This is a genomic window from Paraburkholderia sp. SIMBA_030, assembly GCF_046535245.1.
Lineage (GTDB): Bacteria > Pseudomonadota > Gammaproteobacteria > Burkholderiales > Burkholderiaceae > Paraburkholderia.
The window spans coordinates 316,019-337,328 of sequence record NZ_JAWRXB010000005.1 but is presented as its reverse complement, the minus strand read 5'-3'; the positions used below and the strand labels follow the sequence as shown (position 1 = coordinate 337,328).

The 21,310-nt window shown below is 63.2% G+C and carries 11 protein-coding genes, 1 tRNA gene and 1 pseudogene; 4 read left to right on the top strand and 9 right to left on the bottom strand.

What is annotated here, in order from left to right; all coding sequences use genetic code 11:
- Positions 1-12 precede the first annotated feature (12 nt).
- The 4 genes and pseudogenes from SB772_RS11125 to SB772_RS11110 form a co-directional block, all read right to left on the bottom strand.
- The gene (locus SB772_RS11125; protein WP_410833308.1) at positions 13-1,482 is read right to left on the bottom strand and encodes an efflux transporter outer membrane subunit; all 1,470 of its coding nucleotides are present in this window, start codon (positions 1,480-1,482) and stop codon (positions 13-15) included.
- Positions 1,475-2,662, bottom strand: coding sequence for an efflux RND transporter periplasmic adaptor subunit (locus SB772_RS11120; RefSeq protein ID WP_410833307.1), 1,188 nt, complete (start codon positions 2,660-2,662; stop codon positions 1,475-1,477). Before SB772_RS11120 ends, SB772_RS11125 begins: the two co-directional genes overlap by 8 nt.
- Positions 2,652-5,843, bottom strand: a complete 3,192-nt coding sequence (locus SB772_RS11115; RefSeq protein WP_410833306.1) for an efflux RND transporter permease subunit — start codon at positions 5,841-5,843, stop codon at positions 2,652-2,654. The genes SB772_RS11120 and SB772_RS11115 overlap by 11 nt, the downstream gene beginning before the upstream one ends.
- Before the next feature lie 1,236 nt (positions 5,844-7,079).
- Positions 7,080-7,202: pseudogene (locus tag SB772_RS11110) on the bottom strand (DDE-type integrase/transposase/recombinase); the annotation flags it as partial.
- A gap of 479 nt (positions 7,203-7,681) precedes the next feature.
- On the opposite strand from SB772_RS11110, the gene SB772_RS11105 reads away from it, so the two are divergent.
- Positions 7,682-7,758 (top strand) — tRNA-Asp (locus tag SB772_RS11105).
- Positions 7,759-7,844: 86 nt separating this feature from the next.
- On the top strand, positions 7,845-9,782 hold the full coding sequence (locus SB772_RS11100; protein ID WP_410833305.1) for a SurA N-terminal domain-containing protein: 1,938 nt from the start codon (positions 7,845-7,847) through the stop codon (positions 9,780-9,782).
- A 140-nt stretch (positions 9,783-9,922) separates the two neighbouring features.
- On the opposite strand, the gene SB772_RS11095 is transcribed toward SB772_RS11100, so the two are convergent.
- On the bottom strand, positions 9,923-10,261 hold the full coding sequence (locus tag SB772_RS11095) for a hypothetical protein (protein ID WP_410833304.1): 339 nt from the start codon (positions 10,259-10,261) through the stop codon (positions 9,923-9,925).
- Positions 10,262-10,378: 117 nt separating this feature from the next.
- Entirely contained in the window at positions 10,379-11,083 is a 705-nt protein-coding gene (locus SB772_RS11090; RefSeq protein ID WP_410833303.1) for an arylesterase, read from the bottom strand.
- Here SB772_RS11090 and SB772_RS11085 point away from each other — a divergent pair.
- Entirely contained in the window at positions 11,082-11,771 is a 690-nt protein-coding gene (locus SB772_RS11085) for an ABC transporter ATP-binding protein (protein WP_410833302.1), read from the top strand. The genes SB772_RS11090 and SB772_RS11085 overlap by 2 nt on opposite strands.
- A gap of 55 nt (positions 11,772-11,826) precedes the next feature.
- Here the strand turns inward: SB772_RS11085 and pgi are convergent, their stop codons facing one another.
- The 3 genes from pgi to SB772_RS11070 form a co-directional block, all read right to left on the bottom strand.
- A complete protein-coding gene (pgi, locus tag SB772_RS11080; protein ID WP_410833301.1) occupies positions 11,827-13,449 on the bottom strand; it encodes a glucose-6-phosphate isomerase in 1,623 nt (540 codons plus the stop codon).
- A 185-nt stretch (positions 13,450-13,634) separates the two neighbouring features.
- Positions 13,635-15,224, bottom strand: coding sequence for an NAD(P)H-hydrate dehydratase (locus SB772_RS11075; RefSeq protein WP_410833300.1), 1,590 nt, complete (start codon positions 15,222-15,224; stop codon positions 13,635-13,637).
- Positions 15,225-15,382: 158 nt separating this feature from the next.
- Positions 15,383-16,678 carry an FAD-dependent oxidoreductase gene (locus tag SB772_RS11070; protein ID WP_410833299.1) on the bottom strand — a complete coding sequence of 432 codons (1,296 nt, stop codon included), beginning with the start codon at positions 16,676-16,678 and terminating at the stop codon, positions 15,383-15,385.
- A 447-nt stretch (positions 16,679-17,125) separates the two neighbouring features.
- Between SB772_RS11070 and purL the strand changes: the two genes are divergently transcribed.
- A complete protein-coding gene (gene purL, locus SB772_RS11065; protein WP_410833298.1) occupies positions 17,126-21,274 on the top strand; it encodes a phosphoribosylformylglycinamidine synthase in 4,149 nt (1,382 codons plus the stop codon).
- Positions 21,275-21,310 lie beyond the last annotated feature (36 nt).

Sequence of the window (21,310 nt, the reverse complement as noted above, 5' to 3'; positions counted from 1 at the left end):
GTGCAGAGGCGCTCAATTAGCGCGGCGTTCCGTTGCTGTCGCGACGAGTGCAGGCGCTGCAGCCGCTTGAGCGAGTTCATCGCTCGACCAGCCGCCGCCGAGCGCATGCAGGAGTTGCACATTCGCGCTCAACTGGCGTGTCTGGATATCGAGCACGCTGCGTTGCGCCTCGAGTGCGACGGTCTGCGCCTGCACGACATCGAGGTAACCCACGGTGCCTTGGCGATATTGGCGTAACGCGAGGTCGACCGAGTACTGGGCGGCGTTTGCCGCATCCCGTTGCTCACCAAGCGCAGTGCCGAGATACGACAGCAGGGCGAGGTTGTCTTCAACCTGCTGGAATGCAGACAGCACCACGCCGCGGTAACGTTCTCCCGCTTCTTCGGTTGCCGCCTTGGCGGAATCGAGTTGCGCGCGACGGTACCCGCCGTCGAACACGTACTGCACAAGCTGCGGGCCGACCGCCCAGAACAGATTGGGCGCGCTAACCAGGCCGGCGTAGGCTGCGCTTTGCACACCACCCTGCAAGCTGAGCATGATGTCCGGGAAGTAGGCCGCCCGCGCGACGCCAATTTTTGCGTTGGCCTCGGCCACCCGGCGTTCCGCTGCAGCGACGTCGGGCCGTCGCTGCAGCAGCGTCGAGGGCAGGCCGGTCGGAATCGCCGGCAACGCGATGGCGGCGGTCTGGGGCGGCAGGCTGAATTCGGACGCGGAGGCGCCGACCAGGTCCGCGATCGCGTGTTCAATCAGAGCCCGTTGCGCCAGGTTCTGCGACAACTGCGACTTCGCCGACGAAAGTTGCGTTTGCGCTCGGGAAACGTCGAGGCCCGACACGATCCCACTGTTGTGCAACGTTTCCGTGAGTTGCAGGGCCTTCGCATACGCCGCGACAGTCTCGTTCAACAGCTCGGTTTGCTGGTCGAGACCGCGCAAGCGGAGGCAACTGTCCGCCAGTTCGACCTGCAGGCTCAGCCTTACCGAGGCCAGATCGGCCTTGGTCGCCTGCGCCTCGTCCTTGCCGGCCACCACGGAGTCGCGCACGCGTCCCCAGAGGTCGAGGTCGTAGTTGATTTCGCCGCCAAGCGTGATGGAGTTGTAGTCGTTCGGGCCGCCCACACGCAAAGGCCGGTTGTCGGACTGGCGAACGCGCTGCGGCACGGCGCTCGCACTGATCGACGGGTACAGTCCCGATTCGACCTGCGCCACGAAAGCCCGCGCTTGCGCATAGTGTGCGTACGCCGCGCGCAAATCGGTGTTGTTTGCCAGCAGGCGCGCTTCGAGATCGTCGAGCTGTGCATCGCCATACATCTTCCACCAGCCGTTGCGGTCTATCCGGTCGGCGGGCTGTGCCGTGGTCCACGGGCCAACCGTCTTGTATTGCGCAGCGATCGGCGTCGGCGGGACCTGATATTGCGGCGCAAGCGAGCAGGCGCAGAGCGCGACGACGCTCGCGAGAAGCGCCGGAAGTCCATACTTAACCATGTGCCGCTGCCTTTTTGTCGGTCGCCTTCGCAACTTGCACGTTGTCGCCGTCAGCGAGTCCGTCGGGCGGTGTATCGATCACGCGATCGGTTGCGGCGAGCCCTGAGCCGATCTCCACTGAGTCGCCCAGGTCGCGGTCGATCTTCACCTGCTTGAACAGCACGTGACCGTTCGAACCAAGCGTGGCGACCACGACGCCGCGGCTATCGAAGACGAGTGCGCTGGCCGGTACACGGAGCGAATCGGCGGAGGCGGGCAACGAGAATTTCAGACTGGCGAACCCACCCGGCAGCAGCTTGCCGTTAGCGTTGTCGACCAGCAGTTGAACCAGCGTCGTTCCCGAACTCGAATTGACCGAGTCTGCCGCTGCGACTACGCGCGCGGTGAACTGCTGGTCGGGATACTCGGGGACGGTCAGAATGGCGGTCGTGCCGTCGTGTATCGCCGGTGCGTAATTCTGCGGCACCTGGATATACACGCGTAACTGCTTGACGTCGGAGACCGCGAACAGCTCCTGTCCTACACCGCCGCTGCCGGCGTTGACCAACGCGCCGACATCGGTATCGCGGGCGGTCACCACGCCGTCGAATGGCGCGACGATGCGCGCGAAGGCTTTGGTGGCGACGAGGCGGTCGACGTTGGCCTTCGCGGCCGCTACGATCGCCTCCTTGGCGGTGTAGTCAGCGGTGTGTTGGTCGACATCCTGCTGGGCGACGGAATCCGTGCCGCTTAGCGCTTCCCAGCGCTTCGCCGTCGTACCCGCAACTAACGCATTCGCCTGCGCACTCTGGAGGTCCGCGCGCGCCTGCAATAGCTGCTGGTCGAGCTCGGGCGTTTCGATTTCGGCGAGTACCTGGCCCGTTTTGACCGGCGCACCGATATCGACATTCCATGATTTCAGATAGCCGCTGACCTGAGCGAAAATCGGCGCCTGCGTAAACGCTTCGAGACGGCCTGGCAGTTGCAGCGAGGGGCCATTGGCGCCACGCAAGGGCTGGATCAGGTTGACGGTCGGCACGGCCTGGACGTCGGTCCAGGTTTTTAGCTTGCGGGCATCGGCGGCTCGCAGCGCGATGCCGGCAGCGACGATGCCTGAGACGACCAGCAGGCCGACCACGCCTGCTACCAGAAGCGGGCGTCGCGACGGTGTATTAGTGGGAAAAGTAGATTCAGACGACATGAGCAGGACCTCCCGAGACGGATGCCGGGGTAGCCGCGCGCCCGGGGCGTGCGTGCACGATACAAAAAATGACGGGGACGAGGAACAGCGAAGCGGTGGTCGCAAACAGCAGACCGCCGATCACGGCGCGGCCAAGCGGCGCGTTTTGCTCACCGCCTTCGCCGAGGGCGAGCGCCATCGGCGCCATGCCGATGATCATGGAGAGCGCGGTCATGAGCACGGGGCGAAAACGCGTAAAGCCCGCTTCGAGGGCGGCCTTGAACGGGTCGCCGTGTACGGCAAAACGTTCGCGGCAGAAACTGACGACCAGAATCGAGTTGGCCGTCGCCACCCCCATACACATGATCGCACCGGTCAATGCAGGGACAGAGAGCGTCGTGTGGGTCGCGAACAGCATCCAGACGATACCTGCCAGCGCGGCAGGCAACGCGGTCACGATCACGAACGGGTCGGCCCACGACTGGAAATTGACCACGATCAGCAGATAGATCAGCACCACCGCACCAAGCAAGCCGAACAACATGCCGGCAAAGGCGCTGTTCATCGTCTGCACCTGGCCCAGCAGCGCGACGGCCGAGCCCTTGGGCAAGGTGCTGGCGTTGTCGTGCACGATGCGCTGGATATCGGATGCCACCGCGCCGAGGTCGCGACCCTGGGTGGTCGCGAAGATCTCGACCATGGGCTGGATGTTGTACTGGCTGACAACCTCGTTGCTGCTGGTGCGCTCGACTGTCGCCAGACCACCGAGGATCTGGGCGGTGCTTCCGCCGCTGGCTGTGATCGGAAGATTTTGCAGGGCCGCAAGCGAATCGAGGCTGTATTGCGGCGTTTGCATCACGATCGGATAAGACACACCGTTCGCGTTGTTCAGCCAGAACGCGGGCGCGACCTGGCTGGAACCTGCGAGGTTCACCACCATGCTGTTCGTCACGTCGCGCTCGGTGATGCCGAGCAATTGCGCGCGCGTGCGGTCGACATCGACCTTGAAAGTCGGGTTGCCGTGCGACTGCGCGATCCGCGCGTCGACCACGCCCGGAACATCGCGAACCTGGCGCAGCAAACGGTCCGCGTACGCGTAGTTGGCGTTCAGATTATTGCCGCGAATCTGCAGGTCGATCGGCGCAGGCGAGCCGAAGTTCAGGATCTGACTGATGATGTCCGCTGGCGGGAACGAAAACGTGACGCCCGGGAATTCCCGCGGCAATCTCTCGCGCATGATGCGAACATACTCTTCGGTTGGACGATGGCCTTCGTTCAGCGCGATCTGGATGTCACCGTCCTGAGAGCCGACTGTACCGGTGTTGTTGTACGCGGTATTAATGCCGCTGACTGGCAGACCCATGTTGTCGACCACGGTGCCGAGATCCGCCGGCGGGACAATCTGGCGGATCGCGCCTTCGACCTCCGCAAAAATCTGCGCGGTCTTTTCAACCCGAACGCCGACCGGTGCGCGCACATGCATCAGGATTTGTCCGGAATCGACCGAAGGGAAGAAGTTGCGGCCGAGGAACGGCACCAGCGCGAACGAGAGGGCGACAAAGCCGAGGAAGCCAGCGACGAACGGACGCCGGTGGGTCAGCGCGAGTTCGAGCAGCCCGCGGTAGGCGCTACGCACCTTTTCAAAGCGTGCTTCGAAGCCACGCTGGAAACGCCCAAGCGGACCGGGACTGCTGGTTTCATCGGCGTGCTCGCCCTTTACATGCTGTTTCAGCAGGTATTTCGCCATCGTCGGCACAAGGGTTCGCGACAGGATGAACGACGAGATCATCGCGAAGATCACCGCTTCTGCCATCGGCACGAACAGGAAGCGTGCGACGCCGCTCAGGAAGAACATCGGCACGAACACGATGCAGATGCACAGCAGCGAGACGAACGCTGGCGTGACGATCTGCGCGGCGCCGTCGAGAATAGCCGTCTCCACCTCCTTGCCGTGCTCAAGGTGCCAGTTGATGTTTTCGATCGTCACCGTGGCATCGTCGACCAGAATCCCCACCGCTAGCGCGAGACCGCCGAGCGTCATGATGTTCAAAGTCTCGCCGAGCGCGGACAGCGTCGCGATGGAGCCGAGGATAGCAAGTGGGATTGAGGTTGCGATGATGATCGTCGAACGCCAGCTGCCCAGGAACAGCAGGATCATCAGGCTCGTCAGCACGGCCGCGATCACGCCCTCGCGCGCCACGCCGGTGATGGCCGCCCGTACGAACAGCGACTGGTCGCCGATGGGCTCGATCTGCAGGTTGGCGGGCCACGACGCTTTCCCTGCAGCAAGCCGCTGCTTGATGCCGGAGATGATGCCGAGCGTCGAAACCGAACCGTTCTTGAGCACGGACATCAGTACCGAGCGCCGGCCGTCGACGTGCACGATATTGGTCTGCGGCGGGCTGCCGTCGCGCACATTCGCGATGTCACGAATATAGACCGTGGTGCCATTGGCCGCCTTGACGGGCAGATCGCCCAAGGCTTTGATTTCCGACGGCGCATTGTTCAGTTGCAGCGTGTACTCGTAGTCGCCGATCTTTTCCGTGCCGACCGGCGTGATCAGGTTCTGGCCGGCAAGTGCATTGGCGACGTCCTGCGCGGATAAGCCGCGCGCCTGGAGCGCCACTGGGTCGACGTCGATCTGCACCTGACGTGTCTTGCCGCCGAACGGGTAAGGAATCGCTGCGCCTGCGACCGTGGTGAGAACCGGGCGCACCGCATTCAGGCCAAGGTCACCGAGGTTCTGTTCAGAGAGTCCCTTGCCGGACAGCGCCAACTGGATGATCGGCACGGTCGACGCGCTGTAGTTCAGGATCAGAGGAGGCGTCGTACCTGCAGGCAACTGCCGCAATTGAGTTTGCGCGACCGAAGTCACCTGTGCGTTCGCCGTGCTGATATTCACCCCCGGCTGGAAGAAGATCTTGATGATCCCGAAGCCGGCGACCGATTCCGCCTCGATATGCTCGACGTCGTTCACAGTGGTCGTCAGCGTGCGTTCGAATGGCGAGGTGATGCGGCCGACCATCTGGTCCGGCGGCAGACCCGTGTACTGCCACACGACGCTGATCACGGGAATCTTGATATCCGGAAAGATGTCGGTTGGCGTCCTCATCGCGGACAAAGGACCGATGATGAGGATGAAGATCGCCAGGACTACGAAGGTGTAGGGTCGCCGAAGGGCGATACGGACTAGGCCGAGCATGAGAATTCCAGAGCTTGGGGTAAAACGTAAGAGTGTCCTGAAGGAGGCTAGCGCGGCGTGCGATGACCCGCAGCCGCGTGCCTGTACCTGACACAAGTACAGGACGCGCTTGAGTTGACGGCATATTCGATCGTGACGGAATACTGGCTAGGGCTTCGCATAATCTGCATTTCTTGAGAATTGCTCTGCTGCTTAAGATCAGTCGATAAAACTTGCGTCGTCTTTCAATCGCCCGGCGTTTAGCAGAGAAAGACATGCGCATCAAGGAAGGCTGCCTTGGGACACGTGCCGATGTGTCGCAACGCGACCCAAGCGCGAATGTACACAAAGCTCGGCACTTCTGCTGAAGGACAAATGAAACGCCAGGCACGTATGGATGCCGGGTAAGCTCATTTCGCTTTGCCTGCACGTCCCGGGAATACCTTGTCGTTGCTGGACAGCGTGATGCCTGGCAAGAAGCGGACAGAGGCACACGAGCGGCACTTCCTGCGAAGGCTAAACCGTCAGCGCTTTTTATTACCAATTGTTCAGGAGGTCCATGCGCGCTCTGGACACACGCTCTAAACGGCATTCAAAGAACCGATTTCCATTCTGGAGATGAGGTCTTCATGTCGCTGTCACATCGTTCACGATGATCGTCACCGGCTAGCAGGGACGTCTCCTTTCGTGCCGAGTCGAACTATCACGCAACGGTTATGTTTACGAATAGGAATGCTAATTGTACGTCTACCATGCGTTTAATGGGCCGCTTCGGAGGCGTCGAAAAGTGACTTTTTGCGCAAAACAGTTGTGCGCAAAACAGGGGGCGGACAGTGGCTTTCACGCCGCCGACGGCGTATGACAAACGCCATATGAGGCTGTCCCGGGTACATGATCCATGTATTCATGGCTTCGACCTTGCGGGCATCGTCGTCGGCGCAAGGCCCGTCGCAGCAATTAGTTTCTGTGGGGAAAGTATGAAACCGGCAGGTGCCTTCTTGTGATCGCAGGATTTGGCTGAAATAATCGTCTCGCATGCTTGCTTAATCGGCATGCCTCACCCCCAGGTGTTTCAAACTTCATTCGCGCTATACCAGAAGCCTACAATACGGGTTCAGCCGACTGGCTGGCCGATATGCAAAGTACTCCTTATGTTGCGAGATCGTAGAATTGATCAGTGGTAGAAGGATGGGTTCCGCGAGCGCACTTCACCTGTCCTTTGGCGATCGTATGCATCAGTTCGATGCCGCCATTCTGGGCGATCGATTTTTCAAAGTAACGCCGAGCTGCAGTTTTGTCCCGAAGAGCACGGAGCAGAAAGTCAATGGTATGGCCGCCCCTGTCGACGGCCCGGTAAAGATGGCGCCATTCACCCCTGACGTGGGTTTATCACGAGCAACGTGTTGCGGCTATCGGGCTACCGCGGGTGGCTAGCGGATCGGTCGTCTCCGGCCAAGAACGGGCTGGAAGCAAGCTTAGTCGCCCGATCTCAAGGACCACTTCCCAAGGCCGGCAGTCGGACGTCAGCAAAAGCCGTTAACCAATATAAATAGTGTCTGGGTAAATAGTGTCCGGAGGCATGCCCGCTGCAGGGGGCGGGAATCCGGACCTGCCTCTTCGATGGGTTGCGAGGAACATAGGCGGTGCGATGCCTTCGGGTTAGCCGGCGCGGTCAGATTTCCGTTGCCAAGTCGCGACATTTGCGGCAGAATCTTGGATCGTTGTATTTTTCATAGTATCCGTTGGATCGAATTGTGTGTAGGCCTTACCCCATAAGGCTTAACGGGCCGTCTTCGAGACTCCCGGCACCACCGGTTTCAGATTCGGCTCAGTGTTTCGGTTTGGTAAGCGCAGTATAAGGAGTGGTAGTTCAGTCGGTTAGAATACCGGCCTGTCACGCCGGGGGTCGCGGGTTCGAGTCCCGTCCACTCCGCCAGTATCCTCGAAAGGCGAACTCCGGTTCGCCTTTTTTATTGCCCGCTGTTGTAATATCGGGCGTTCTGTTTTTGGCACTCCTCACGCATGCTCGATTTTTTCCGCAATCACAAACGCCTGATGATGTTCATGCTCATCCTCGTCATTGTGCCGGGGTTGGGTTTTGTGGGTATCCAGGGCTTCCGCGGCTTCTTTGACGAAAGTGCAAACGTCGCCGGCGTCAACGGTCACAAGATCACCCGCGCTGAGTATGACAACGCAATGCGTCAGCAGCTCGATCGCGCCCGCCAGATGCTGGGTGCGCAATTCGACATGAAATCGTTCGACACGCCCGAGCGCCGTCGCGAAATGCTCGACGGTCTGATCGAGCAGCGCGTGATGGCCGACGAAACGCAGCGCCTGCATCTGACCGCTTCCGACGACGCCGTGCGGCGCGTCTTGCTGAACGATCCGGTGATCTCGTCGCTGAAGAATCCCGACGGCTCGATCGATGTCGATCGTTACAAGCAATTACTCGCGATGCAGGGCATGACGCCCGACCAGTACGACGAACGTGTGCGTTACAGCATCGCCACGCAGCAATTGCCGGCCAGCATTCAAGGCAGCGCGTTCACGTCGAAGACCCTCGCGCAGCATCTGACCGAACTCGCCGAACAGCAGCGCGAAGTGCAGGGTATCGCGTTCCATCCGCGTGACTATGCCGCGAAGGTGCAGCCGACCGACGCGCAACTGCAAGCCTATTACGACGCGCATCGCAACGACTTTGCTACGCCGGCCACGGCAACGATCCAGTACCTCGTGTTGTCGCCGGCAGCGCTCGCCGCCGCCGTGCAGCCGAGCGACGCCGATCTGAAAAAATATTACGACGACAACATCGCGAAGTACCGCACCGATGGCCAGGTGCGCGCGAGCCACATCCTGATCACCGCGCCGAAAGACGCGAGCGCGGCTGACAAGGCCAAGGCGAAGCAGAAGGCCGAAGAACTGCTCGCGCAGATCAAGGCGCATCCGGATCAGTTTGCGCAGATCGCGCAGCAGAATTCGCAGGATCCGGGTTCCGCATCGAAAGGCGGCGATCTGGGTTACTTCGGTCGCGGCATGATCGCGGGCGGTCAGGCGTTCGACGACGCCGTGTTCGCGCTCAAGAAAGACGAAGTCAGCGGCATCGTGCAGAGCGACTTCGGCTATCACATCGTCAAGGTCACGGACGTGAAGCCGTCGGTCACGAAGCCGTTCGACGAAGTGAAGGATGCGATCGCGAAAGAGCTCAGGACACAGCAGGCGAGCAAAACCTTCAGCGACGAGTCGGAAGGCTTCACGTCGATCGTCTACGAAAAGGCAAAGAGCCTCCAACCGGCCGCCGACAAGTACAAACTGCCAGTGCAAACGGCCACGGTGACGCCGCAGCCGGACGCGAAGCTGCCGCCTGATAGTCCGCTGAACAACGCGAAATTCCTCGCCGCTGTGTTTGCAAGCGACGCGGTGACGGCGCGCAACAACACGCAAGCGATCGACGCCGGCGGCAATACGCTGATCGCCGCACGCGTGACCGACTACAAGGCCGCCGCCGTACCGGCGCTCGCCACCATCAAGGACGCAGTGCGTCAGAAGGTGATCGCGGCTCAGTCGAACGAGGCGGCGCACAAGGATGGCATCGCGAAGCTGGCTGAATTCCAGAAATCGAATGCCACTACGGGTTTCTCGTCGCCGCTGAAGGTCTCGCGTAACGACGCGCAAGGCGTGCCGCCTGCTGCGTTGAGCGAAATTTACAAAGCGGATGCGCAAAAACTGCCGGCCTACGTCGGTGTCGATCTCGGCAACGACGGCTATGCGATTTATCGCGTGAACTCGGTGGTGGCCAGTGCGCCGACCGATCCGCAACGCCTCGCCGCGGCCCAGCAGCAGATCGCGCAAGTCGAGGCGCAGTCGGAAGCACAAGCTTATGTTGAAGCGCTGCGTGCCCGTTCCAAGATCAAGTTCTACGGTTCGCTCGACAGCGGCAGTGCCCAGGCAAGCGGCGAATAAGCTTCGGCTCTAGCGCGTCACTAAAACGCGCAGATGCAAAAAAGCCCCGCAATTGAATTGCGGGGCTTTTTTATTGATGAACGAAAGCGTGTCAAACGGTTTGTTGCGGAACGCAGCATGCAGATGCATGCTGCCGGTTGTTAAAGGCAAGCGCTGATCGCACTGGTGGCGTCGCTGCCCGCTGCGCCATTCGCGCGGAAGCCGACCCACGTACCCTTGCCGGAGTACGCCGGGCGTACCACTGCGGCCGCGCCGTCAGGCGGCTTCTGGCCCGGGACGTAGACGTCGAGCGCCTGATCGTTGGCCAGCGTGTTCTGCGACACGACTTGCTGTTGCGAGCCATCCGCCCACTTCTGCGCAATGCAGGCAGCGACAGCCTTGGGCGGTTGCTGACTTTGTCCCACGGACTGAACCGCCGACGGTTGAGCGGCGCTGGCAGAAAATGCTACGGTCAAAGCGATTAACGATAAGTATTTCACGTTATCTCCTCAAAAGTCGCTCGGAAGCGAGCCGGGTTACACGGATTGCGAAATAATCCGATCGACCTTGCGGATCCATGTTCCCCAATTTTCGGAAACAAGTTGTTAGCGAACTTTTCAGCGCGGCGAACTTGTGCGCAGCAACGGCTTCACAGCCGGCCACACGTTGTTGAGCAGCACGGGCTGTGCCTGTTGCGTCGGATGAATCTGATCGGCCTGAAACATCTCCGGTTTGTCGGCGATGCCGGCGAGCAGGAAGGGCACCAGCGGCACGCGCAGTTGCTTCGACAGTTCGCCGTACAAGCTGTGGAACTTTTGCGTGTAGTCCGGGCCGTAATTAGGCGGTACGTACATGCCGATCAGCACGACCTTCGCGTGGCCCTGCTGAGCCTGTTCGATGATCGTGCGCAGGTTGTCTTCGGTGGTGGCGAGCGGTACGCCGCGTAACGCGTCGTTGGCGCCGAGTTCGACGATCACGATGCTCGGCTTGAGTCTTTGCAGGAGCGCCGGCAAGCGGGCCCGGCCGCCGCTCGTGGTGTCGCCGCTGATGCTGGCATTGGCGACGCTATAATCGATTCGCTCGTCGGTGAGGCGCTGGCGCATCAAGGCAACCCAGCCGGTGTCGCGGGGCAGGCCGTATTCGGCGGAGATGCTGTCGCCGAGCACGACGATCACCGGCTTGGCCTCGCCAGGCGCGTTGGCGGCTTGAGCCGCGACAGGCATCGAAAACATGGCTGCACTCAGCACGGCCGAGCCCAATGCCGTAGCCAGCGCCGCAGTGCGAGGCGCTATAGCGCCCACTTTCAACCTACGCTTCACCATGCTAAACAAAACTGATCCAGTCATTGAAGTACGGGGTTTGAGCAAGAGGGTTAAGGACGCGACCGGCGAGTTGACGATTCTCGACGATATCGATCTTGCCATCGATGCCGGCAGCAGTGTGGCGATCGTCGGTGCATCCGGGTCGGGCAAGTCTACGCTGCTTGGCTTGCTTGCCGGATTGGACAGCGCGAGTTCCGGCTCGGTTCGGCTGCTGGGGCGCGAACTTACCGAACTGAACGAAGACGAGCGCGCTGCGTTGCGCAGCGGCTCGGTCGGTTTCGTGTTTCAGTCGTTTCAACTGATGCCGCATTTGACGGCGCTCGAAAACGTCACCTTGCCACTCGAACTGCAAGGCGGCATCGGCACGCGCGAGGCCGCGGCGCGTGCGCGCCGCTTGCTGGAGCAGGTGGGTCTAGGGCAGCGTACCGGTCATTATCCGAAGCTGCTCTCGGGCGGCGAGCAGCAACGCGTCGCGTTGGCGCGCGCGTTCGTCACACATCCGGCGATCCTGTTCGCCGATGAGCCGACCGGTAGTCTCGATGCGGCGACGGGCCATGCGGTGATCGACCTGATGTTCGAGATGAATCGTGCGAACGGCGCCACGTTGATTCTTGTCACGCACGACGTCGAACTTGCGCGCCGCTGCGATACGACGGTGACGATCGAAGCGGGGCGCCTGGCCGGTTAACCAGGCGCGCGTGAGCAATCGGCGCATGCGGCACGCGCAAGCGCGCCGCTCACGCTCAGCGCTTTAATGCGGCGCGTGCCCGGGCGATCAGCGCGGACGTCGACGAGTCATGTTTCTTTTCATCGACGCTTGCGGCGGTCAGATCCGCTTCGACGACCTTGCCGAGAATCTTGCCCAACTCGACGCCCCACTGATCGAACGGATTGATGTTCCAGACCGACGCCTGCACCAGCACCTTGTGCTCATAAAGCGCGATCAACGCGCCGAGCGAACGCGCGGTCAGTGCCTCGACCAGCAGCGTGCTGGTCGGACGGTTGCCCGGAAACACCAGATGCGGCGCGAGTTCCGGCTTGTCCGCGCCAGCGACCTTCTTCGCTTCTTCCAATGTGCGGCCGAGCATCAGCGCTTCGCTTTGTGCGAAGCAGTTCGCCAGCAGCTTCGGATGATGGCTGACAAGCGGATGCTCCGGCGTCAACACGGCGACGAAGTCGATCGGCACGATCGTCGGGCCCTGATGCAGCATCTGGAAGAACGCGTGCTGGCCGTTCGTGCCGGGTTCACCCCACGTCACGGCGGAGGTCGGATAATCGACCATCGCGCCGTCGAGACGCGCGGACTTGCCGTTGCTCTCCATCTCCAACTGTTGCAGATACGACGGCAGGAAATGCAGCGCTTCCGAATACGGCGCGACCAGGTAGCTTTGCGAGCCGAAGAAGTTGCGATACCAGATGCCGATCATGCCGAGCAGCACCGGCAGATTGCGCTCGAGCGGCGCGTCGCGGAAATGCTGGTCCATTTCGTTGGCGCCGGCCAGCAGTTCGCCGAACTGCTGCGGACCGATCGCGATCATGATCGACAGACCGACCGCCGACCACAGCGAATAGCGGCCGCCGACCCAGTCCCACATCTCGAACACGTTCTCTTTCGCGATGCCGAACCTGACCACTTCCGCCGGGTTCGCCGACACGCCGACAAAGTGCTTGGCGAGCGCGCTTTCCGGGCAGCCTTTCTCGACGAACCAGTCGCGCAGCGAGCGCGCGTTGGTCATCGTTTCGAGCGTGGTAAAGGTCTTGGAGACGATGATCGCGAGCGTTTCTTCCGGATCGATCTGCTGCATCACGTTGTACAGATCGGCGCCGTCGACGTTCGAGACGAAGTGCGTCGTGATCTGCCGGCTCGCCAGATGATGCAGCGCGTGCACGACCATCTTGGGCCCGAGATCCGAGCCGCCGATACCGATGTTCACGACATAGCGGATCCGCTTGCCGGTGTAGCCGGTCCAGGCGCCGCTGCGCACCTGGTCGGCGAACGCGGCCATCCTGGCGCGCTCGGCCTGCACTTGTGCATGGAACGGCGCTTTCGGGTCGCTTGCGCGCAGTGCGGTGTGCAGCGCGGCGCGGCCTTCAGTCGGGTTGACGACTTCGCCTGCGAACATCGCGTCGCGGCGCTTTTCGACGCCGGCTTCGCGGGCGAGTTGCACCAGCAGTTGCAAGGTTTCGTCGGTGATGCGGTTCTTCGAAAAATCGGCCGCGAGACCGCCGCCCGCGAACGCAAAGCGCTCAGCGCGGGTAGGGGCGGGATCGTTCTCGGGGGCGAACCAGTCGCGCATGTGCGCATCGCGAATCTTCTCGTAATGCGTTTGCAGCGAGGACCAGGAGGGGAGCGAGTTCTGCGTCATAGCGTCCGTCTAACGAAGGGGCACGAAGAAAGGCGCGCGCATGAAGCGCTGCCGAGGATGATGCAACGATGCTGTTAGAGCGATGCCGCGCGGCCGGTCGCGCGGCTTGGCCAATCAGTATAACGGTGTTGCGTGACAGGTGGCAGCGGCCTGGGCGTCCGACGCGCCCGGCGAGACATGCGGCGTCATCGATCCAGTGTCGGATAGAACATCCGGTTCATCAAGGTCCGCACCATCGGTGCCAGTTCGCCTGCCGTCAAGCCGGCCGGGCCGTGGCCTTGCGCGCTCAGGGTGTCGGCGGCGAGGCCGTGCAGGTAGACGCCTGCCAACGCCGCTTCATAACGCGGCAAGTGCTGCGCGAGCAGGGCGCCGATGATGCCGCCGAGCACGTCGCCGGTGCCGCCTGTCGCGAGTGCCGCATTGCCGGTCGGATTGATCGCGAGGCGGCCGTCCGGCGCCGCGATCACCGTGCCGCTGCCTTTCAGCACGACGACGCTGGCAAAGCGCGCCGCCAGCGCACGCGCCGCGGCCAGCCGGTCGCGCTGCACGGTGGGCGCGTCGATGCCGAGCAGACGCGCGGCTTCGAGCGGATGCGGCGTCAGCACGCACGGATCGCCTTGCACGCCGCGCGCGGTGACCTGCGCTGCGAGCGACGGGTCTTTCGAAATCAGGTTCAGTGCGTCGGCGTCGAGCAGCTTGGGCATGTCGAGCGGCAAGACGCGGTGCAGGACCTGCGTCGCACACTCGCGATGGCCCATGCCGCAGCCGACGGCGAGCGCGTCCATCGTGTCGAGCGGCAGATCGTCGATCGCGTGCAGCATCAGTTCGGGATGCGGCGGGTCGTAGGGCGGTGCGCCGACGCCCAGCAGGGCGATGTGCACTTTGCCCGCGCCGGAATAGAGCGCCGCACGCGCCGCGAGGATCGGCGCGCCGCACATGCCGGTGTCGCCGCCGACCACCGCGAGGCTGCCGAAAGTGCCCTTGTTGGTCGCGAAGTCGCGTGGCGGCAGGAAGGCGGCGAATAGTTCAGGCGCGTTGAGTTGTACGGCCGTGCGGGTGGTGCTGTCGACGCCGATCGGCGCCACCGTTACCGCGCCGGCCAGGTCGCGGCCTTGTGCGGTGAAGAGGCCGGGTTTGGCGCCGATGAAGGTGACGGTGTGGGTAGCGTGGACTGCTGCGTCACCCTCGCCGATGACCGTGCCGGTGTCGCTGTCCAGGCCACTTGGGGTGTCGAGCGCCAGTACGCCGCCTTTTGCTTTTGTTTTCGCTTTGGTGCGTTGCGAGAGTTGGCGGGCGGTTGTTGCGAAGATGCCCTCCAATGGGCGCGTCAGGCCTATGCCGAACATGCCGTCCACCAGCCAGCTGTAGTTCTCCAGCGAGGCTGGGGGTGTCGAGGTGATTGCAATGCCTGCGGCGCGGGCGTTGTTCAGGGCCCAGCGGGCGTCTTCCGGTTTTACTTCGATCGGCATGCAGAGTTCTACCGCGATGCCTGCCTTGTGGAGTTCCGTCGCCATGACCAGGGCGTCGCCGCCGTTGTTGCCCGGGCCTGCCATGAGCCACACTTTGTGCTTCGTTTTGTCGACTGACGTGTCGCGGGTTATTTGCTCGCTCAGGAAGCTGGCGGCGGCTTTGCCTGCGCGGGCCATGAGCGTATGTGCCGGCAACGCTGCCGATGTCTGGTTTTCCAGTATCCGAAGGTCTGTCAGGGTAAGGAGGGGCAATGCACGGTTGTGCGGGCTGATCAGATCCGGGAGCGCGGTTTCGGGTTCTGTCATGGCAGTGGCTTGGGGTTCACCTTTTTGCAAGATGCGGAAGCTATCGAAAGCACTATGGTAGTGCGGATAGGGATAAGGCGGTTTTTTTACCTGTGCGGCGCGATGGTCGGTACGCCGTAGGCATACGACCCATGCCGCCGCAAAAGGCAAAAAAACCTTTAAAACCGATCCGGCCGAAGCGCTGCCAATGTCTGCGCCGGCAGCTCTGGCGTCGTGCCAGTGACCATATCGGTCACGAGCTTGCCAGCGCCGCATGCCAGCCCCCATCCCGCCGGGCCATGCCCCACATTCACAAACAGCCGGGGATGCACAGCGTGACCGATCACCGGCAAACCGTCCTGCGACAGCAGTTTCACCCCCTCCCATGGCAACGCCGCGGAAATCCGCGCGGCCCCCGGGATCCAGTCGTGCGTCGCCTGACCCAATAGCGCAAGCGCTTCCTTGGTCAACGCCTCGCCGAGCGGTTTGTCGATCTGGCCGGCACTTTGCAAGACCGCGCCACCCGCAATCCGCAACCGGTGGTTCATCCGTGTAATTGCAATCCGCTTCACCGCGTCGACGATCGCGACGTGCGGCGCGCATTCCTCATGCGCAATCGGTGCAACCAGCGTGTGCAGGCGCAGCGGATGCAGCGGCAGTCGCAGCCCGAGGCGTTCGAGCAGCGGCAAGCTGCCGTAACCCGCGGCCACGACAATGGCGTCGGCGCTGATCACGTCGACTTCGCGTGAACGGGACGTGTCGGCCGGGCGCGCCGCCAGTTCCACCGCGGGGCGCTGGCCGTCGAGGCGGATCGCCGACACTTCGCAGCCGAGCATGAATTGCACGCCGCCCTGCTCATCGAGGGTCTGTTTGATCAGCTTGGCGAAAAGCGGGCAGTTCGCCGTGCGCTCGTGGTCGAACAGCACGCCGCCGGCGAATTCCGGATCGGTCGGCACGGAATGCTCGAACGCGGCGCATTCGGCAGGCGTCAGCACGTGATGCGGCACTTCGTATTGACGCAGCATGTCGAGCGCGGTCTGGGTCTGCTGCCATTCCTGCGCGGAACGCACCAGATAAAGCACGCCGCTCGCCTGTTCGTATTCCAGGCCGAAGCGCGCTTCCATGTCGGCCATCGCGTCACGCGAGGATTCGATCAGCGGGCGCAGCCGCCCGTATTGCTGGCTGAACGCCTCAGGCTCCTGCAAAGCGGCAAGCTGCTTGACGAACTGGCGCGCCGGCCCGTTGAAACCGGTCTTGCTGATGACGCCGTTTTTTGCGCCCTGACGGTTCGCCATGAAAGTCGGGCCGAACCAGACGTCGAGCGGAGTCGGCAGGACGGTGCCGCCATGTCCATAGGTCGCGCCCTGCGCGACGGTCGCGTGGCGCTCGACGACGCAAACCCTGTGGCCGGCCGCGCGCAATTGATAAGCGGTGGCGACGCCAGCGATTCCGCCGCCAATGACGATGACATCCATGTTCTGATTCGATTTGCCGGCGGGATGCTAAAACCCTGCGTTCCGCGTAAGCGTGACATGCGGCGCGAAGCCCGGCGTTGCGCAGGCCGTTCGCGCCGATCTGGTGAAAGGGCGAATGATAGCAGCCAAACGGACGGCACTGCCACGTGAGCGTCGCCGCGCACGCCGCAGGCCGGCGTCCGGGGTGGTGGCTACGGGCGCACGATTACCCTTCGGCCAGAGGATGTCCCGCCGCGCAATGACGATCGGCTTTTCTGGCGCGGCCATACCCGAGCCGCGGGGCGACCACCTTGCCAGCCCGGAGGCACGGGCCGGAACGCCACCGGGACCGCACCGCCAAGCCCGCTGGAAGCCCGTTCCCGGGGTATAATCCCGGACTTCCTTTCAGCCTCACGTCGCCTGCATGCGCGACTCATCGGCATCATTGAGCGACGCAACGTCAAGTCCATGGCCCACTTCTCGTGTTTCCCCGGCGCTTCGGCCCTTTCCGATTTCCGTCAAACCCGCCTGCTCGAAACGCTCACGCGCATCGACGCCAACATCACCGGCGTGCGCGGACAGTATCTGCACTTTGTCAACGCCCAGACGCCGCTTTCCGGGGACGACAACGCGAAGATCGAAGCGCTGATGCACTACGGCCACCCGCTCGAAGAAACCAAAGAGCGCGGCACGGCCGACACCTTCCTCGTGGTGCCGCGCTTCGGCACGGTGTCGCCGTGGGCCAGCAAGGCAACGGATATCGCCCATCTGTGCGGTCTGACGCAGGTGCGCCGCATCGAGCGTGGCGTCGAGTACACGGTCACGCTGAAAAGCGGGCTGCTCGGCGGCAAGAAGGCGCTCTCCGACGAAGCGCGCACGGCCGTCGCCGCAGCGCTGCACGACCGCATGACCGACAGCGTCGCGCCGTCGCGTGACCACGCGATGCATCTGTTCGACGAACTGCCGGCCAAGCCGCTGCAAACCGTCGACGTTTCGAGCCACGGCCGCAGCGCGCTGGAAGCGGCCAATGCGGAGCTGGGCCTCGCGCTTGCCGACGACGAAATCGACTATCTGGTCGACGCATTCACGAAACTCGGCCGCAACCCGACCGACGTCGAATTGATGATGTTCGCGCAGGCCAACAGCGAGCACTGCCGCCACAAGATTTTTAACGCGCAATGGACCATCGACGGCGAGCCGCAAGACATCTCGCTGTTCAACATGATCCGCAACACCGAGAAGCTGAACCCGCAAGGCACGATCGTCGCGTATTCGGACAACTCGGCGATCATGGCGGGCGGCATCGCCGAGCGCTGGTTCCCGCGCACGCCGGCTGAACTCGGCGAAGGCGAGTTGCCCGAGCACTATCGCCGCAATGTCGAATTGACGCACACCTTGATGAAGGTGGAAACGCACAATCACCCGACCGCGATTTCGCCATTCCCGGGCGCCTCGACCGGCGCCGGCGGCGAAATCCGCGACGAAGGCGCAACCGGCCGCGGCGCGCGTCCGAAGGCGGGTCTGGCGGGCTTCACGGTGTCGAACCTCGAATTGCCGGACGGCGTCGAAGCATGGGAAAACGCCCGCGACGCCGCGCAGCCGCTCGCGCACCGCAACCCGAACGACAGGCACGAAGCGTACGGCCGGCCCGATCGCATCGCTTCGCCGCTGCAGATCATGATCGACGGCCCGCTGGGCGGCGCCGCGTTCAACAATGAATTCGGCCGGCCGAATCTGGGCGGCTATTTCCGTACTTATGAGCAGAACGTCGCCGGTCTGGTGCGCGGCTATCACAAGCCGATCATGATCGCCGGCGGCATCGGCAATATTTCGGATCAACACACGCACAAGCACGATCTGCCGGAAGGGTCGCTGCTGATCCAGATCGGCGGCCCGGGCATGCGCATCGGCATGGGCGGCGGCGCGGCCAGCTCGATGGCGACCGGCACCAACACCGCCGAGCTCGACTTCGACTCGGTCCAGCGCGGCAACCCGGAAATCGAGCGGCGCGCCCAGGAAGTCATCAACGCGTGCTGGCAACTCGGCGAGAAGAACCCGATTCTGAGCATCCACGACGTCGGCGCGGGCGGTCTGTCGAACGCGTTCCCGGAAGTGGTGGACGGCGCGGGCAAGGGCGCGGTTTTCGAACTGCGCAAGATCCAGCTGGAAGAAAGCGGTTTGTCGCCGCGTGAAATCTGGTCGAACGAAGCGCAAGAACGCTACGTGCTGGCGATTGCGCCGGCCGATCTGCCGGCTTTCGAAGCGATGTGCGAGCGCGAGCGCTGCCCGTTCGCGGTGACCGGCACGGCCACCGCCGAGCGTCAGTTGAAACTGATCGACACCGAACTGAAAGACGTCGCCGCGCACCAGCCGGTCGATATGCCGATGGAAGTGCTGCTCGGCAAGGCGCCGCGCATGCATCGCGACGTCAGGCGCGTCGCAACGAAACTCGATCCGGTGGATGTCACTGGCATCGCATTGTCGGAAGTGGCGCTCAGCGTGCTGCGTCACCCGACGGTCGCCAGCAAGTCGTTCCTGATCACGATCGGCGACCGCTCGGTGGGCGGCACGACCGCGCGCGACCAGATGGTCGGCCCGTGGCAAGTGCCGGTCGCCGACGTCGCGATCACGACGATGGACTACGCGGGCTTCCGCGGCGAAGCGATGACGATGGCCGAGCGCACGCCGCTCGCCGTGATCGACGCGCCGGCTTCGGGCCGCATGGCGGTCGGCGAGGCGGTCACCAACATCGCCGCGGCGCCGATCGCGTCGCTCGATAAGCTCAAGCTGTCGGCGAACTGGATGGCCGCGTGCGGCGCACCGGGCGAAGACGCCGCGCTGTTCGACACGGTCAAGGCGATCGGCATGGAATTGTGCCCCGCGCTGGGCATCAGCATTCCGGTCGGCAAGGATTCGCTGTCGATGCGCACCAAATGGGAAGACCGCGGCGTCGCGAAGGAAGTGGTCGCGCCGGTCTCGCTGATCATCTCGGCATTCGCGCCGGTCGAAGACGTGCGTCGCCACCTCACGCCCCAGCTGCGCCGCGCAAGCGGAACGGATGGCGTGGGCGACTCCGTGCTGATCGCGATCGACCTCGGCCGCGGCAAGCATCGTCTCGGCGGCAGCATTCTCGCGCAGGTCACGCAGCAGGTCGGCGACGCGGTGCCGGACGTCGACGATGCGGAAGATCTGAAACGCTTCTTCAGCGCGATCCAGGCGCTCAACAGCGACGGCAAGCTGCTCGCATACCACGACCGCTCCGACGGCGGCCTGTGGGCGACGGTGTGCGAAATGGCGTTTGCCGGTCACGTCGGCGTGTCGATGAACGTCGACATGCTGGTGCTCGATCCGCATCACGAATCCGATTACGGCGACGCGAAAGACTGGGCCAGGCAGACCAGCGGCCGCCGCGAAGACCGCACGATCCGCGCGCTTTTCACCGAGGAACTGGGTGCGGTGATCCAGGTGCGCGCAGCGGACCGCGATGCGGTGCTGGGCGCATTGCGCGAACATGGCCTGTCGGCATGCTCGCACGTGATCGGCAAGACCAACGAGCGCGACACGATCGAAATCTATCGCGACGCGAAGAAGATCTACGAAGCGCCGCGCACCGAATTGCATCGCGCGTGGAGCGAAGTGAGCTGGCGCATTTCGCGTCTGCGCGACAACCCGGCATGCGCCGATGCCGAATACGACGCGCTGCTCGACGCTGCCGATCCGGGCATCACGCCGGTCCTCACGTTCGATCCGGCTGAAGACGTCGCCGCGCCGTTCGTCCCCCAAGGGGACTTCCTTCGGGGCGCCCCCCAAGGGGACTTCCTTCGGGGCGTCTCCAAGGGCGCGCGTCCGCGTGTCGCGATTCTGCGCGAGCAAGGCGTGAACTCGCACCTGGAAACGGCCTATGCATTCGACCGCGCCGGCTTCGATGCGCACGACGTGCACATGAGCGACCTGCTGACGGGCCGCGCCACGCTGGCGGATTTCGCCGGTGCGGTGGCGTGCGGCGGCTTCTCGTACGGCGACACGCTGGGTGCCGGCGAAGGCTGGGCGAAGGCGATCCGCTTCAATGCGCAGTTGGCCGACATGTTCGCCGCCTTCTTCGGACGCGAAGACACGTTCGCGCTGGGCATCTGCAACGGCTGCCAGATGATGAGCAGCCTCGCGTCGATGATTCCGGGCGCCGAAGCATGGCCGAAGTTCACGCGCAACAAGTCGGAGAAGTTCGAAGCGCGTTTCTCGCTGGTTGAAGTGCAAGCGTCGCCGTCGATCTTCTTTGCCGGCATGGAAGGCTCGCGCATTCCGGTGGCGATCGCCCACGGTGAAGGTTTTGCCGACTTCTCGCAGCAAGGCGATGCGTCGAAGGTCGCGGTGGCGATGCGTTATGTTGATCACCGTGGTCAGGCGACCGAGCAATATCCGTTCAACCCGAACGGCTCGCCGAACGGCATCACGTCGGTGACCACGCCGGATGGCCGCTTCACCGTGCTAATGCCGCACACCGAGCGCGTGCATCGCGCAGTGCAGATGAGCTGGCATCCGGAAGGCTGGGGCGAGGGCGGCAACGACGGCAGCCCGTGGATGCGCGTGTTCCAGAACGCACGCCGCTGGCTGGGTTGATGCGAAGAAGGCCGCTGCGCTGCATCGCGTGGGCGG

What these genes read in the sequence shown, in the direction of transcription:
- SB772_RS11125 (WP_410833308.1), bottom strand. Translation starts at nt 1,482, where the DNA reads ATGGTTAAGTATGGACTTCCGGCGCTTCTCGCGAGCGTCGTCGCGCTC.
- SB772_RS11120 (WP_410833307.1), bottom strand. Translation starts at nt 2,662, where the DNA reads ATGTCGTCTGAATCTACTTTTCCCACTAATACACCGTCGCGACGCCCG.
- SB772_RS11115 (WP_410833306.1), bottom strand. Translation starts at nt 5,843, where the DNA reads ATGCTCGGCCTAGTCCGTATCGCCCTTCGGCGACCCTACACCTTCGTA.
- SB772_RS11100 (WP_410833305.1), top strand. Translation starts at nt 7,845, where the DNA reads ATGCTCGATTTTTTCCGCAATCACAAACGCCTGATGATGTTCATGCTC.
- SB772_RS11085 (WP_410833302.1), top strand. Translation starts at nt 11,082, where the DNA reads ATGCTAAACAAAACTGATCCAGTCATTGAAGTACGGGGTTTGAGCAAG.
- SB772_RS11090 (WP_410833303.1), bottom strand. Translation starts at nt 11,083, where the DNA reads ATGGTGAAGCGTAGGTTGAAAGTGGGCGCTATAGCGCCTCGCACTGCG.
- pgi (WP_410833301.1), bottom strand. Translation starts at nt 13,449, where the DNA reads ATGACGCAGAACTCGCTCCCCTCCTGGTCCTCGCTGCAAACGCATTAC.
- SB772_RS11075 (WP_410833300.1), bottom strand. Translation starts at nt 15,224, where the DNA reads ATGACAGAACCCGAAACCGCGCTCCCGGATCTGATCAGCCCGCACAAC.
- SB772_RS11070 (WP_410833299.1), bottom strand. Translation starts at nt 16,678, where the DNA reads ATGGATGTCATCGTCATTGGCGGCGGAATCGCTGGCGTCGCCACCGCT.
- purL (WP_410833298.1), top strand. Translation starts at nt 17,126, where the DNA reads ATGGCCCACTTCTCGTGTTTCCCCGGCGCTTCGGCCCTTTCCGATTTC.